This window comes from Ruegeria sp. O4 (assembly GCF_056535125.1).
The window spans coordinates 63,413-77,061 of record NZ_JBQERO010000012.1; the positions used below are offsets into that span (position 1 = coordinate 63,413).

Consider the following 13,649-nt stretch of genomic DNA (forward strand, 5'->3'; position numbering starts at 1 on the left):
TCAGCGCGACCGCGCAAGCATCGCCAGACGAATCATAGCACGCTCAACCAGAGCCATTGAGGGGGCTGTCTGTCCGGCGGATCGCAGGGACAGGTCGGTGTCTGTCAGAACGGTCAGCGCTGTTTGCAACTTGGGCGCCCCCCAGCCCTGTGCCTGACGCAGAATACGGTCACGGCGTTTGCCGTAAACCGGCGGGCGCAACTTACCGATACCCTGCGCAGCACCACCCGGATCCGAGGCGCAGGCATAAAGTGTGCGGAAATGCCGGGTCGCCCCAATGCACAGAGTTACCCCGTTGGTGCCTTGAGCCTGCAACCGCCGGATCAGCGGCCCGATCTCTCCGGCGCGGCCTTCGGCAACCACGTTCAGCACATCGTCAAGCGCCGCCTCGGTCGAACGCGGGGCGCAGGCTTCGAGGTCTTCCATTGTCAGCTCAGAGTTGTCACCACGCTTGTAAAGCGACAGTTTTTCAACGGTTTGGGTGAAGTCACCGGGGCTGAGACTGTTGGCCAGTTCGCTGATGGCAGACATGACATCGCGGGGGATGTTTTTCAGATGTGCTTCGGCCAGAACCCGCTCGACCTCTGCGCGCGATGGCGGGTCGTCATAAACACCTATTGCATAGGCGGCGGGATGCCCCTCGAACGCTTTGCGGATTTTCGAGTTTGGTTTCAGCTGACCAGCCGTCACGATGATCTGAGCGTCGCCGGGGGTCCAATCTTCAAGCGCGGCCAGAATCGCAGGCGCGGCGGTTTCGGTGGCGTCTTCCACAAACACCGCGCGCGGGCCGGGGAAAAACCCAACCGCCTTGACCGCGTCCAGCAGCGACGCCGGATCGCCGCGCAAGTCACCACCCGGCAGGCGGGTCAGGCGCATTTCCTCTTCCGCGCCGGGACCAAGCAGTGCGGCCAGAACCTGTTGCCGCTTAAGCGCCACCCGCATGGCATCCGCACCATAGATCAGCAGCCCGGTCTTGTCCGCATCCGGCTTGGCGAAATACCCGTCAGCCTCGCGCGGGCTCAACTTCATTTGGACAAGCCCGGTGTTGAATACAGGCGGTTCACGATATGCCCGGACAGGATCACCATCAGGCGTTCTTTCGCATCGCGTTCGTCAGCCAGCGTCGACACGGTGGAACCCGAAGCAGAATAGCCCACAAAATCGGTTACGGTGCCGGACGCAGTGACTTGCCCGGTTTGGTTGGATTTCAAAGCGTATTGCGCCCGTCCATCAATCGTGTACCGCGTTGTCTCGTTCGTCGTGGTTATGGCCGCGCCGCGGATTTCGGTCGAGACCTGAACATCCAGAGTGTAATCGCTGACAGAGCCCGCGCTGCGGCCCAGTTGCTGTTCAAGGTTCTGAACCAGAAGATAGCTTTCGACGGTATTTGGCGCAGACACCGCCACCCGGCCGAACAAGGCAGAACCCGACCCGCCCGGAGCATAAACCGGTTGGAAGCCGCAGGCAGCCAGTACCAGCGGCATCACAAGCAATGTTCTGCGATCAAACAACGACATTCACAATCCGGCCCGGAACAACGATAACTTTCTTCGGCGCGTTGCCATCCAGCGCCTTTTGGACAGCTTCGGTGCTAAGCGCGATATTTTCAACCTCGGCTTTGTCCATATCTTTCGGAACGCTGATTTCCGCGCGACGCTTGCCGTTGATCTGGATGGGCAGGGTGATAGTGTCATCAACCAGCATCGCCTCATCCGTGACGGGCCACGGGGCGACAGCCACTAGGCCCTCACCGCCCTGATGCGCCCAGATATCTTCCGCCAGATGTGGCGTCATCGGTGACATCAACTGGGCCAGTGTTTTGATCGCTTGTTTCTGAGCCGCCGCACCGGCCTTGGATTTTGCCAGCGTATTAGTGAAAGCGTAAAGCTTGGCGATGGCGGCGTTGAAGCCAAAGCTTTCAACACCCAATGTCACGTCACGGATGGTTTTATGCATCTCGCGCAACAGGTCCTCATCGCCTTCGCCCGCTGCATTGGCCTCCATGGCACCGATCCTGTCACACAGGTTCCAAACGCGATTCAGATGCTTATAGGCGGCTTCGGCCCCTGCCGCCGTCCATTCCACGTCTCTCTCGGGTGGCGAATCGGACAGCACGAACCAGCGGGCCGTGTCGGCCCCAAAGGCTGAAATGATGCTGACTGGATCGACCACGTTTTTCTTGGATTTCGACATCTTGGCCGAAGGGATGATTTCGACCTCAGTACCATCGGCCAGTTTGCCGTCGGTCACATCCTCGGGCAGGTGATAGACCGGCCGACCGTTGGCGTCGCGCGTCTGGTAAATCTCATGCGTCACCATGCCTTGTGTGAACAGCGCGTCGAACGGCTCGATGGCCTTTTGGGGCAAGTGACCGGTGAGGTTCATCGCCCGCGCGAAGAAGCGTGAATACAGCAGGTGCAGAATCGCGTGTTCAATGCCGCCGATATACTGGTCGACATTCATCCAGTATTCGGCCTCGTCCAGATCGGTGGGTGTTTCCGCACGCGGAGCGGTGAAACGGGCGAAATACCACGACGAATCGACGAAGGTATCCATCGTGTCGGTCTCGCGCTTGGCCGGTGCGCCACAAGACGGGCAGGCGCAATCGCGCCAGGTCGGGTGTCGATCCAGCGGGTTGCCGGGCTTGTCGAATGTCACATCGTCGGGCAGGCGGACCGGCAGGTTTTCTTTCTTCTCGGGCACCACACCGCAGCTTTCGCAATGCACGACGGGAATCGGACACCCCCAATAGCGCTGACGGCTGAGGCCCCAGTCGCGCAGACGGTATTTGGTGACACCCTCGCCCCAGCCCGCTTTTTCAGCAAAATCGACGGTGGCGTTGATCGCCTCGTCACCTGTCGCCTCGGTCAAACCTGCAAAATGGTTCACCCAGCGAACTTTCTCGGTTTTCGGCGGGACGAATGCAATTTTGTCGACCGGCGTGTCGTCATCCAGCGCAAAGAAGGTATCGACCACGGGCAGGCCGTACTTACGGCAGAAGTCGAGGTCGCGCTGGTCATGTGCAGGGCAGGCAAAGATTGCGCCAGTGCCGTAATCCATCAGGATGAAATTGGCGATCCAGACCGGCAGTTCCCAGCTCGGGTCCAGCGGGTGCTTGACCTTGATGCCTGTATCAAAGCCCAGCTTTTCGCCAGTTTCGATGGCTTCTTCCGTGGTGCCACCTTTGCGACATTCGGCCACAAATTCAGCCACTTCGGGGTTTTCGGCCTCAAGCTGTTTTGCGATCGGGTGATCGGGCGAGATGCCAACGAAAGATGCGCCCAGCAGCGTGTCGGGGCGGGTTGTATAAACGGTGATCGGCTCTCCGCCATCAGTGCGTTCAAAGCCGAATTGCAGACCGCGCGACTTGCCGATCCAGTTCTCCTGCATCAGGCGCACCTTGGCGGGCCAGTTGTCCAAAGTGTCCAGCGCGTCCAGCAATTCTTCGGAATAGTCCGAGATCTTGAAGAACCACTGGGTCAGTTCGCGCCGCTCTACCAATGCGCCCGAACGCCAGCCACGACCATTTTCAACCTGCTCGTTGGCCAGAACGGTCATATCGACCGGGTCCCAGTTCACCACAGCGTTTTTGCGATAGACCAGCCCGGCATCAAGCATATCGAGGAACAGCGCCTGTTGTTGGCCGTAATACTCAGGGTCGCAGGTCGCGAACTCACGTGACCAGTCGATGGACAGGCCAAGTGGTTTCATCTGATCGCGCATGTCTGCGATGTTGCTGTAGGTCCAGTCCTTCGGATGACCCCCGATGGCCATCGCGGCATTTTCCGCAGGCATCCCGAATGCGTCCCAGCCCATCGGGTGCAGCACGTTGTGGCCCGTCGCCAGCTTGTGCCGCGCGATGACGTCACCCATCGTATAGTTGCGCACATGCCCCATATGGATTCGGCCAGACGGGTAGGGAAACATCTCAAGCACATAGTATTTCGGCTTGTCCGCCTTGTGGTTGGCGGTGAAGATCCCGGCCTTGTCCCAGGCCTCTTGCCATTTTGCTTCGATTTCGGTGGCCGAGTAGCGCGACATTTTGCGGTCCTTCGTGAATGAAAACGCCGGGTAGGAACCCGGCGTGGTAATATTGTGATTTTCGGCGGGTTGCTAGAACTTGTTGTCCGCTATGCGTAGCTGTCGGGCGCGCGACAGAATCGCATCCTCGACTGCGCGGGATGTTGCCGCACTCACCGGGGCCCCTCCGCTCGATTGAAGCGCTACCGACAACGAGCGCGCGGCAAGCGCCGGATCGCTGATATGAACGGTAGCCCGGTAGGATCGGCCGCCGCCCGGAGGTGTGCCGTAACCCGTTACGATTACGCCAGTAAACGGATCAACCTCCTGCACGGGCAGGAAGCTCAGTACATCCAGTGAAGCCGCCCACAGATACCGGTTTACGTTTGTGGTCTGCTCGGCGGTGCTGCGGTCAAAGATATCCCAGATAGTTGCCCGATCGGGGTCATTCAGCTCTTGTTCGTCCGAATTGCCGCCAGCGATGTTGGGGGAGTATGTTGTCGAAGCGTTTCGATTCTGCCCACATGCCGAAAGAGCAGCGGTCAGCAGGATCATTCCCAAAATCGTCGGCAGGCGCATTGCAAACAGGTCCTGTTTCACTTGTTCTACAGTATTCAGGGGATACTCCTAGCCAAGGACCCCCGCTGCAACAAGCCCATTCTTCTGAAATGTAAGTGTATCAGCTGCATCGGGGCGAAAACTGACTGTGGCATCCTTGCACCAATTTGACCTCAATGACGCCGACGTCTTTATGCCAAGCTTGCGCAAAGGGGGCAAAAAGAGCGAAACGGTGTCCGTGCTGAGACATGTGCCGAGGCATATGTCGAGTAGATAACTCTTTTGAAACCGAGGGAAACAAGATGAAAAAAGTTCTCTTCGCATCGACGGCGCTGATTGCGACCGCAGGCGTTGCAGCAGCTGAAGTTAACTTCAGCGGTTATGGCCGCTTTGGTATTGGTTACGTTGAAGATCGTAGCGGTACCGTTGTAAACGTCCAGACAACCGGTACCGCGCCAGGCGTTGGTACGGCTGTTGTTCAAACTGACGACGCGATCCTGGTTTCGCGCTTCCGTCTGAACATCGACGGTTCTGCAGAAACCGACGGTGGCGTTCGTTTCGAAGGCCGCGTTCGTCTGCAAGCTGACGAAAACAGCGGCAACGGCGAAGCAAACCGCGCTGGTCTGAACGGTGCACGCTTCTCGGTCATCTACGGTGGCCTGCGTGTTGACGCCGGTAACGTTGCAGGTGCCTTCGACAACCTGGCAAACTACTACGGCAACGAAGTTGGTCTTGAGCTGTTCGCTGGTCAGTACTCGGGTGTTAACTACAACTTCCTGGGCTACACTTCGACCGGTTCGGGTTCGAACGCCGTGTTCTTCCAGTACTCGGTTGGTGACTTCTCGTTTGGTGCATCGTACGACCAAGCGACTGTAGCTCTGAACGGCGTGCCTATGGACGCAGACCGTTGGGACATCAGCGCAACCTACACCTTCAACAACATCACAGCTGCTTTGGCCTACGGCCAGACCGACGCTGGTGTTGCTGGTGTAAGCGATCCGAGCCTGACCGTTCTGACCCTGGGTGGTGAATGGGGTGACTTCGGCGGTACTCTGTTTGTTGCAGACGACGCAACTCAGGTTGCAGCAACTGACGGCACCGCATGGGGTCTGTCGGCAACCTACAACGTTGGCGCCGCAACAACCCTGATCTTCGCTTACGGCGACGGTAACGCATCTGCTGATACTCAGCAGGTTGCTCTTGGCGCGATCTACGACCTGGGCGGCGGTGCATCGCTGCGCGGTGGTATCGGTGTCAACGACTGTGACAGCTGCACAGACTCGACCTTCGTTGCTGACTTCGGTGCTCAGTTCAACTTCTAAGCTGATCTGAACCGCAAGGTTTAAGGGCGGGTCTTCGGACTCGCCCTTTTCTTTTGTGTCGACTTGGTGTTTTTCTGCGCAAAACAGGATGAGGGTCCCATGTCGTTGCAAGACGTCACCGCACGTATCGCCAAAGCCGAAGCCAAGTCGAACCGACCGGCAGGTTCCGTCAAACTGATTGCCGTGTCCAAAGTGCAGCCGAATGACAGGGTGCAGGCAGTTCTAGAGCAAGGGCACAGATGTTTTGGCGAGAATCGCGTGCAGGAAGCAGCAAGCAAGTGGCCCGCTTTCAAAGAACAGTTCGAGGGTATTGATCTGCACCTCATTGGCCCGTTGCAGACCAACAAGGCTCGTCACGCAATGGAACTGTGCAATGCGATCCATTCGGTAGATCGACCCAAACTGGCCAAGACACTGGCGCGTTTGGCACAGGAAATGGGAAACTGCCCGAACCTGTTCATTCAGGTCAACACCGGCGAGGAAGACCAAAAGGCCGGTATCCTTCCTGTGGACGCGGACAGTTTCATTGCCGAGTGCAGGTCGTTGGATCTGCCCGTGCGTGGATTGATGTGCATTCCTCCGGTCGATGAGGAGCCTACTTTGCACTTTGCGCTATTGGCCAAAATCGCTGCACGTAACGGGCTTGATGGATTGTCTATGGGGATGAGTCACGATTTCGAACAGGCCATCGCTTTGGGCGCAACCCACGTCCGTGTTGGCTCGGCCATCTTTGGCGAACGGGTTAAACCTCAGGAATGATCAGCCATGATCCGGGGGCAATGCGCTGTGATATCCAGTGCAGATGGTCCCGGCGAAAGGCAACGCAGCCTTCGGTTGGATAGCCGGGTCTGCGCCATTGGTGCAGAAAAATTGCCGATCCCCTGCCCGGAACGGCGTTTGGCCAGTTCCAGTCGGTTAACAGAATCAGGTCGTATAAGGGGTCGGCGCGGCGCAACTTTTCATGGCTGAATGCATAGGGTGCGCTGACCATGTGGTTGTATCTGCTTTCAGACACGTCGTCAGACCACAAGTCTCGTGGGCCAATGGCACGGGCCCATTTGCTGGGGGCGGCCATTCGGTCGGCCCGGTATAGCATGCCGACGATTCGATGATATCCGGTGGGGGTCGCGCCATCGCCTTCGCGTTTTGCGTTGCTCAACCCGCCTTTGCCCACGGAACAGGGGAACACCCTGCCAAGAAACCGGATGCCTCGTGGAGTTAGAACAAGATCGTTTGGGGTCAAAGCAGATGCCCTGACTTCTTGGCCTTGGTCGCCAGGTATCCCCGGTTGTGAGAGGTTTCGCCAACCTTCAGAGGGACACGCTCGGTTACTGCGATACCTGTCCGTTCCATCATGGCGATTTTGGCCGGGTTGTTGGTCAGCAAGCGGACAGAGTTGAAACCCAGCGATTTCAATATGTCCGACCCAAGCCGAAAATCACGCTCATCATCCTCAAAACCCAGCCTGTGGTTCGCCTCAACGGTGTCAAAACCCTGATCCTGAAGGAAATAAGCGCGCATCTTGTTCGCCAGACCGATACCGCGCCCTTCCTGATTCAGATACAGAAGAACGCCTGCACCTTCTGCCCCCATCTGTGCCAGGGCACCGCGGAGTTGCGGGCCGCAGTCACATTTCAGGCTTCCCATCAGATCGCCGGTGAAACAGGCAGAATGCAATCGGGCCAGCACAGGCTTGTCGCGGTCCGGGCGACCGATCTCGACGGCATAGTGCTCTTCACCACCGTCTTCAGGTCGGAAGACGTGTAACCGACCGGCTTCGGACACCTCCATCGGAAGGCGGGCCGCGACGACTTCGTGCAAAGTACTGCGATCCGCCAGATGAGGCGTGGCGCGCGTGTGATCAATGCAGGTCAAACCGTGCAAAGCGGCAAATGCCCTGCCGTCCTCGACAGGTACCACGACCACAGCGGGAAGGATGCGCGCGGATTTGGCCAATGCTATTGCGATACGGTGCAGATTGGCATTGCCGTGCCGCTCGGTCATCAACGGGCCCTTCATGGGCGCGTTCAGATCGTCGGAAGGATCAGCAACCGCCTGTACCCACGCGATATCTGCATCCGCCGGGATCGAAACCCGCGCCAGATCCCCGTCGTACGCCCGCGCTTTCAGGGTTTCAGCGCGTCGCCCAGTTATGGCCACCACCGGATTCCCTAGTTTTTTCAGGTCGGCCAGACGCTGCGGGCTGAGCGTTTCGGCAGAAACCGCAAGCACGCTGAAGCCACTGTCATCGGTCAGCGCAACGGGAACGCCCATGCGCAGATCGGCCCGGGCCCGGGCGAGAAGTTCCGTGATATCGGGGATGAGACTCATCAATGTTACCCTATAACGCTCAATCTTTCTCCTAGCCCTTTCGAAAGGAAATGTGAAACATTTCCGCGAACTCTGACACGAAGGCGTGAAACGGTTGCAGCAAATCTTGTTGATTGCATATTCCACGCGCAAGTGATGGAAAAGCGTTTGGAGGACCGGGAAATGGCTCAACTCAAGAAAATCCTGCTGGTGGACGATGACGAGGACCTGCGCGAGGCGCTCAGCGAGCAACTTGTCATGACCGAAGACTTTGACGTGTTTGAGGCGTCAGACGGTCACTCTGCCATGGAGCGCGCGCGCGAAGCGATCTATGACCTGGTCATTCTTGATGTGGGTCTGCCGGATACCGACGGGCGCGAACTGTGCCGCCTCATGCGCAAACAGGGTGTCAAAAGCCCGATCCTGATGCTGACCGGTCATGACAGCGATGCCGATACGATCCTGGGCCTGGATGCCGGCGCGAATGACTATGTTTCGAAACCATTCAAGTTCCCGGTGCTTCTGGCACGTATCCGTGCGCAGCTTCGCCAGCATGAACAATCCGAGGACGCAGTATTTGTACTTGGCCCCTATACGTTCAAACCGGCGATGAAGATGCTGATCACGGAAGAGGACAGAAAAATCCGCCTGACCGAGAAGGAAACCAACATCCTCAAATTCCTGTACCGCTCGACCGACGGCGTGGTGGCGCGGGATGTGCTGCTTCACGAAGTTTGGGGATATAATGCTGGTGTTACAACGCACACGCTGGAAACCCACATCTACCGCCTGCGTCAGAAGATTGAGCCCGATCCGTCAAATGCGCGCCTTTTGGTCACAGAATCCGGTGGATATAGGCTGGTGTCTTAACTGGGTGTGGATTGACTTGGATCAAAGTGATACCCTGTACTCATAATTAGGTTACTCCCAACCCGCGCATGTCCGGGTTATGACATGCACCTCCCTGTTGGACTGCCGGGCCGAATGGCCCGGCTTTTTTCTTTTCCGAAGGACGAAATCATGTGCCGCCTGTACCGTCACAGGCGTTGCGAAACCCTGAATGTTCCTGTAATGTTCTATTTCTCGCGAAAGGTTGGAGGAGCGCGTGATGATTGAAGGAAGCTGTTTGTGCGGGGCGGTGAAGTTTAACCTGAAGTCTCAACCATCCGTGATGGGAACCTGCCACTGCTCAAGATGCAGAAAAGCCGGGGCCAGCACAGTCGTATTTGTCAACAAAGAAGACTTGGTGTGGGTTCGGGGCAGGGAAAACGTAACGCTGCACCAGCCCGATCCGCCCTACAAATACGGCAGGTGTTTCTGCACGAAATGCGGGACATCTTTGGGCGAAATCATTTCAGAAGCAGATAGTTTTCCAATCGCAGCAAATGCACTGGATACCGGGTTAGAGCAGAAAGTTCAGTTTCACGAATTTGTTTCGGAAAAACCGGACTGGTACGAGATTTGCGATGATGCCCCCCAAAATGAAAGCCACCCGTCCTAGATTTTCTTTTCTGATGGTACCCCATCCCCCACCGCGTTAACCTCCGCCCAACCGCGACAGAGGATTCCCTGACCATGCCCTTCACCCTTGCCACCTGGAACATCAACTCGGTCCGACTGCGCGAACCAATCGTGCTGAAACTGTTGGAAGAAGAGGCGCCGGATGTTCTGTGTTTGCAGGAATGCAAGTCTCCGGTTGAAAAGATTCCGACCGAAGGGTTCGCGGCGCTGGGCTATACCCACATGATTGCCCGTGGCCAGAAAGGATATAATGGCGTCGCCATCCTGTCCCGCCTGCCGATAGAAGAGGTGGGCGACAAGGATTTCGCTGATCTCGGCCACGCGCGCCACATAGCCGGGCGGCTGGAGAATGGTGTCACGATCCACAACTTCTATGTCCCCGCGGGCGGTGATGTGCCGGATCGTGAAGTGAATGAGAAATTTGGCCAAAAGCTCGACTATCTGACGGACATGCGCGATTGGTTCCACGCGGAAAAGCCGGAAAAATCCATCCTCGTCGGCGATCTGAACATTGCCCCGCGTGAGGATGACGTCTGGTCGCACAAACAATTGCTCAAGGTCGTCTCGCACACTCCGATTGAAGTGGAACATCTGGCCGAGACCCAGGACGCAGGTGGTTGGGTCGATATCACCCGGCAGGATATTCCCGAAGGGCAGCTTTTCAGCTGGTGGTCCTACCGGGCCCGCGACTGGGATGCGGCAGACAAGGGGCGGCGGCTGGATCATGTCTGGGCCACGCCCGATATTTCGAATGCGGGCCATTCCAGTCGCATTCTGCGGGATGCGCGTGGGTGGGAAAAGCCCAGCGATCATGCGCCGGTCTTTGCGACTTTCGACATTTGAACTGAAACTCTGCCCTTGGTTTCTGCGACAAGCGATTGCATATAGGGCGCAAGTTCGAACGAAAGAGTGATTGCCATGGACATCCTGAACGGCGCAACCGCCCCAGCCACCGATCTGATCAAGGACGGGACCGAGGCCACTTTCATGGTCGATGTGATCGAAGCCTCGCAGGAAACGCCTGTTATTGTTGACTTCTGGGCACCCTGGTGCGGCCCGTGCAAGACGCTGGGCCCGATGCTGGAAGACGCTGTTACCGCCGCCAAAGGCGCGGTGAAGATGGTCAAGATCAACGTGGACGAGGCACAGATGATCGCCTCGCAAATGCGCATCCAGTCGATTCCAACGGTCTATGCGTTTTTTAAAGGGCAACCTGTGGACGGTTTTCAGGGCGCGCTGCCGGGGTCCGAGATCAAGGCTTTCGTGGATCGCGTGATCGAGGCGTCAGGTGGGGAAAGCCCGGGCGGCCAATTGGATGACGCCGTAGTTGCCGCCGAAGAAATGCTGAGCGACGGCGCCGCGGCAGATGCTGCGCAGACTTTTGCCGCCATTCTTGGCGAAGACCCGAACCACGCGGCAGCATATGGCGGGCTGGTGCGGGCACATATCGCCACTGGCGATCTGGAACATGCCGAGGCCATCCTGAACGGTGCACCCGCCGAAATATCCAACTCGGCCGAGGTCGAGGCTGCGCATGCGCAATTGCAGCTGGCCAAGCAGGCGGCTGATGCAGGTCCGGTGGCGGATCTGACAGCGGCCGTTGATGCTGATCCCGATAATCTTCAGGCCCGGTTTGACCTGGCGCAGGCCTTGCACGCGAACGGCGAAGTGGAAGAAGCCGTGGCGCAATTGCTGGAATTGTTCCGCCGGGATCGTGAGTGGGATGACGGGGCCGCTAAGACCCAGCTTTTCACGATCTTTGACGCGCTCAAGCCCAATGACCCGATCGTTCTGAATGGTCGCCGCAAACTCAGCTCGATGATATTTGCCTAATTTCTGATCAGAGCTAGAATTGGGACATGATGCATCCCGCCGACTTGCCGGACACCGTATCCGTTTTCCCCTTGCCCGGGGCGCTGTTGTTGCCCCGCTCGCGCTTGCCGCTTCACATCTTCGAGCCGCGCTATTTGCAGATGCTGGACGATGCCCTCAAGACCAAGGAACGGCTGATCGCGATGGTCCAGCCAAATCCTTCGGCCCATGATGAGAACAAACTGCACCGCATCGGATGTGTCGGGCGCGTGACCCAGTTTTCCGAAACGGAAGATGGCCGTTATCTGATCACGCTGACCGGTGTGTCCCGGTTCCGCGTGGTGTCAGAGTTGGACGCTTTCACGCCATACCGGCGGTGCGAAGTTTCGTGGGACGGCTTTGACAGGGATCTGGGCAAGGCCGAACACGACGACAGGTTCAATCGCACCAAGTTCCTGGCTTTGCTGGAACGCTTCTTTTCGTCCCGGCAATTGTCCACCGATTGGGCTTCGCTGAAAGACGCCGAGGATGAATTGCTGGTGAACTCGCTGTCCATGTTGCTGGACTTTGACCCGGAAGATAAACAGGCCTTGTTAGAGGCCCCTTGCCTGCGCACACGGCGCGAGACGCTGATGACATTGATAGAATTCGCAATGCGAGGCGGATCGAATGAGGAAAAACTGCAATGACTGACCCTGAACACGCCTTTGATCGCCGCATGCTCGAAGCTCTGGTCTGCCCGCAGACGCAAACGACCCTGCGCTATGACGCCGAAAGGCAGGAGCTTGTGTCACAGGCCGCAGGTCTGGCTTTTCCCATCCGCAACGGCATTCCGGTCATGTTGGTCGACGAGGCACGGCAGCTGGACTAAATTGGCTGCCCTTGCAACAGCTTGGGCAAATCCCCGGTCAAACCCGCTGCTTCGCGGACGAAACCGCGCCGCAACCCCGGCAGTGCGCCGACAATTCCCATACCAACGTCGCGCCCAATGCGCAGCAACGGGTTGTCGTTCGAGAACAGTTTGTTGAAGACATCCGTTGCCATCGCAAGAGCTGCGGTGTCGAACCTGCGCCATTCCTGATAGCGTTCCAGCACCATAAGCGATCCGATGTCTTCGCCGCGCCGTCCTGCCAAGGTCAGAACCTCTGCCAACGCGCCGACGTCACGCAAACCGGCATTCAGGCCCTGACCGGCAATCGGGTGCATCCCGTGGGCAGCATCCCCGACCAGTGCCAGACGATCAGCGATAAAGGAATTGGCGATGGTCAGGTTCAAAGGATAGGTGAAACGATCACCAGCCAGGTGGATGTCACCGAGGAAATCGCCAAACCGCGGGCGTAGCACTTGCAGATACTCATCCTCGGGCAGGGCGTTGATCCGGTGCGCGGCCTCGGTGCGTTCGCTCCATACAATGGAACTGCGATTGCCGGTCAGCGGCAGAATCGCCAAGGGGCCCGGTGGCATAAAGAACTGATGGGCAATGCCGTGATGCGGCAGCTCGTGTTCAATGGCGCAGACAAGTGCGGTCTGGCCATAATCCCAACCGGTGCGCTTGATACCTGCGCGGTCCGCAGTGCCGCTGCGGCGACCGTCGCACCCGATCAGCAGTCTGCTGTTCATCGTCGAACCATCGTCCAGCGTCACGGTCACTCCAGTGGTGCCGGCTTGTTGCGACACAACAGTCTTGCCACTCAGCTGAGTGATGCGGGGCTCTTCGGCTATAGCGTCCAGAAAGGCGCGGCGCAGGTGACGGTCTTCGACCATATACCCCATCGGACCTTCTTCTATTTCGGCATGGTCGAAATGCATGAAAAACGGTGACGGGCCTGTACCTGCGTGGCCGTCCGTGACCTTGATTTCCAGCATCGGTTGGGCGTGTTCCGCAACACGGTCCCAGACGCCGATGGCAGCCAACAAGCGCTGTGATGCCAAGGCCAGCGCATAGGCTCGCCCGTCGAACGCCGCATTCTTGCGGACCTTCACATCAAGCGCATCAATCACTGTGACCGAATGTCCGGTTTGTGCCAGAGCCAATGCCAAAGCCGGGCCGTTCAACCCGCCGCCCACGATCAGAATGTCAGATGCCTGTGTCATGCCCTGCAATAT

Annotated in this window: 15 protein-coding genes; 8 read left to right on the plus strand and 7 right to left on the minus strand. The window is 57.9% G+C overall.

The features are described from left to right. The 4 genes from holA to ACR0J7_RS14155 form a co-directional block, all read right to left on the minus strand. Entirely contained in the window at positions 1–1,029 is a 1,029-nt protein-coding gene (gene holA, locus ACR0J7_RS14140) for a DNA polymerase III subunit delta (protein WP_480914657.1), read from the minus strand. Further along, entirely contained in the window at positions 1,026–1,517 is a 492-nt protein-coding gene (gene lptE, locus ACR0J7_RS14145) for an LPS assembly lipoprotein LptE (RefSeq protein ID WP_480484114.1), read from the minus strand. Before lptE ends, holA begins: the two co-directional genes overlap by 4 nt. Then, the gene (leuS, locus tag ACR0J7_RS14150) at positions 1,504–4,041 is read right to left on the minus strand and encodes a leucine--tRNA ligase (protein ID WP_480914659.1); all 2,538 of its coding nucleotides are present in this window, start codon (positions 4,039–4,041) and stop codon (positions 1,504–1,506) included. The genes lptE and leuS overlap by 14 nt, the downstream gene beginning before the upstream one ends. A gap of 72 nt (positions 4,042–4,113) precedes the next feature. Beyond that, a complete protein-coding gene (locus ACR0J7_RS14155; protein ID WP_480484184.1) occupies positions 4,114–4,599 on the minus strand; it encodes a DUF3576 domain-containing protein in 486 nt (161 codons plus the stop codon). 281 nt (positions 4,600–4,880) lie between these two features. Between ACR0J7_RS14155 and ACR0J7_RS14160 the strand changes: the two genes are divergently transcribed. Beyond that, on the plus strand, positions 4,881–5,900 hold the full coding sequence (locus ACR0J7_RS14160) for a porin (RefSeq protein WP_480484112.1): 1,020 nt from the start codon (positions 4,881–4,883) through the stop codon (positions 5,898–5,900). A gap of 99 nt (positions 5,901–5,999) precedes the next feature. Next, on the plus strand, positions 6,000–6,659 hold the full coding sequence (locus ACR0J7_RS14165; protein WP_480914661.1) for a YggS family pyridoxal phosphate-dependent enzyme: 660 nt from the start codon (positions 6,000–6,002) through the stop codon (positions 6,657–6,659). On the opposite strand, the gene ACR0J7_RS14170 is transcribed toward ACR0J7_RS14165, so the two are convergent. Together ACR0J7_RS14170 and ribA are read right to left on the minus strand one after the other, a co-directional pair. Next, entirely contained in the window at positions 6,643–7,143 is a 501-nt protein-coding gene (locus ACR0J7_RS14170; RefSeq protein WP_480484110.1) for a L,D-transpeptidase family protein, read from the minus strand. The genes ACR0J7_RS14165 and ACR0J7_RS14170 overlap by 17 nt on opposite strands. Further along, positions 7,140–8,231 carry a GTP cyclohydrolase II gene (gene ribA / locus ACR0J7_RS14175; protein ID WP_480539617.1) on the minus strand — a complete coding sequence of 364 codons (1,092 nt, stop codon included), beginning with the start codon at positions 8,229–8,231 and terminating at the stop codon, positions 7,140–7,142. Before ribA ends, ACR0J7_RS14170 begins: the two co-directional genes overlap by 4 nt. 162 nt (positions 8,232–8,393) lie before the next feature. Here ribA and ACR0J7_RS14180 point away from each other — a divergent pair, with 162 nt between their 5' ends. The 6 genes from ACR0J7_RS14180 (at position 8,394) to ACR0J7_RS14205 (ending at position 12,414) form a co-directional block, all read left to right on the plus strand. Further along, entirely contained in the window at positions 8,394–9,080 is a 687-nt protein-coding gene (locus ACR0J7_RS14180) for a response regulator transcription factor (RefSeq protein ID WP_171724917.1), read from the plus strand. 238 nt (positions 9,081–9,318) lie between these two features. Further along, on the plus strand, positions 9,319–9,711 hold the full coding sequence (locus ACR0J7_RS14185) for a GFA family protein (protein WP_267364337.1): 393 nt from the start codon (positions 9,319–9,321) through the stop codon (positions 9,709–9,711). A gap of 74 nt (positions 9,712–9,785) precedes the next feature. Next, the gene (locus ACR0J7_RS14190; protein ID WP_267364327.1) at positions 9,786–10,574 is read left to right on the plus strand and encodes an exodeoxyribonuclease III; all 789 of its coding nucleotides are present in this window, start codon (positions 9,786–9,788) and stop codon (positions 10,572–10,574) included. A 75-nt stretch (positions 10,575–10,649) separates the two neighbouring features. Continuing rightward, positions 10,650–11,564 (plus strand): thioredoxin, encoded by a 915-nt coding sequence (gene trxA, locus ACR0J7_RS14195; RefSeq protein ID WP_480914663.1) that lies wholly within the window; start codon positions 10,650–10,652, stop codon positions 11,562–11,564. A gap of 26 nt (positions 11,565–11,590) precedes the next feature. Further along, on the plus strand, positions 11,591–12,232 hold the full coding sequence (locus ACR0J7_RS14200) for an LON peptidase substrate-binding domain-containing protein (protein ID WP_267364324.1): 642 nt from the start codon (positions 11,591–11,593) through the stop codon (positions 12,230–12,232). Continuing rightward, the gene (locus ACR0J7_RS14205; RefSeq protein ID WP_209504973.1) at positions 12,229–12,414 is read left to right on the plus strand and encodes a Trm112 family protein; all 186 of its coding nucleotides are present in this window, start codon (positions 12,229–12,231) and stop codon (positions 12,412–12,414) included. Before ACR0J7_RS14200 ends, ACR0J7_RS14205 begins: the two co-directional genes overlap by 4 nt. Here the strand turns inward: ACR0J7_RS14205 and ACR0J7_RS14210 are convergent. Next, positions 12,411–13,637, minus strand: coding sequence for an FAD-dependent monooxygenase (locus tag ACR0J7_RS14210; RefSeq protein WP_480914666.1), 1,227 nt, complete (start codon positions 13,635–13,637; stop codon positions 12,411–12,413). The two genes, ACR0J7_RS14205 and ACR0J7_RS14210, sit on opposite strands and share 4 nt — an antisense overlap. Between the last annotated feature and the right edge of the window lie 12 nt (positions 13,638–13,649).

Bases quoted from the DNA above. Each gene is read 5' to 3' on its own strand.
- leuS (WP_480914659.1), bottom strand. From the start codon at position 4,041: ATGTCGCGCTACTCGGCCACCGAAATCGAAGCAAAATGGCAAGAGGCC.
- ACR0J7_RS14160 (WP_480484112.1), top strand. From the start codon at position 4,881: ATGAAAAAAGTTCTCTTCGCATCGACGGCGCTGATTGCGACCGCAGGC.
- ACR0J7_RS14190 (WP_267364327.1), top strand. From the start codon at position 9,786: ATGCCCTTCACCCTTGCCACCTGGAACATCAACTCGGTCCGACTGCGC.
- ribA (WP_480539617.1), bottom strand. From the start codon at position 8,231: ATGAGTCTCATCCCCGATATCACGGAACTTCTCGCCCGGGCCCGGGCC.
- ACR0J7_RS14165 (WP_480914661.1), top strand. From the start codon at position 6,000: ATGTCGTTGCAAGACGTCACCGCACGTATCGCCAAAGCCGAAGCCAAG.
- ACR0J7_RS14200 (WP_267364324.1), top strand. From the start codon at position 11,591: ATGATGCATCCCGCCGACTTGCCGGACACCGTATCCGTTTTCCCCTTG.
- ACR0J7_RS14210 (WP_480914666.1), bottom strand. From the start codon at position 13,637: ATGACACAGGCATCTGACATTCTGATCGTGGGCGGCGGGTTGAACGGC.
- ACR0J7_RS14205 (WP_209504973.1), top strand. From the start codon at position 12,229: ATGACTGACCCTGAACACGCCTTTGATCGCCGCATGCTCGAAGCTCTG.
- holA (WP_480914657.1), bottom strand. From the start codon at position 1,029: ATGAAGTTGAGCCCGCGCGAGGCTGACGGGTATTTCGCCAAGCCGGAT.
- lptE (WP_480484114.1), bottom strand. From the start codon at position 1,517: ATGTCGTTGTTTGATCGCAGAACATTGCTTGTGATGCCGCTGGTACTG.
- ACR0J7_RS14185 (WP_267364337.1), top strand. From the start codon at position 9,319: ATGATTGAAGGAAGCTGTTTGTGCGGGGCGGTGAAGTTTAACCTGAAG.
- ACR0J7_RS14180 (WP_171724917.1), top strand. From the start codon at position 8,394: ATGGCTCAACTCAAGAAAATCCTGCTGGTGGACGATGACGAGGACCTG.
- trxA (WP_480914663.1), top strand. From the start codon at position 10,650: ATGGACATCCTGAACGGCGCAACCGCCCCAGCCACCGATCTGATCAAG.
- ACR0J7_RS14155 (WP_480484184.1), bottom strand. From the start codon at position 4,599: ATGCGCCTGCCGACGATTTTGGGAATGATCCTGCTGACCGCTGCTCTT.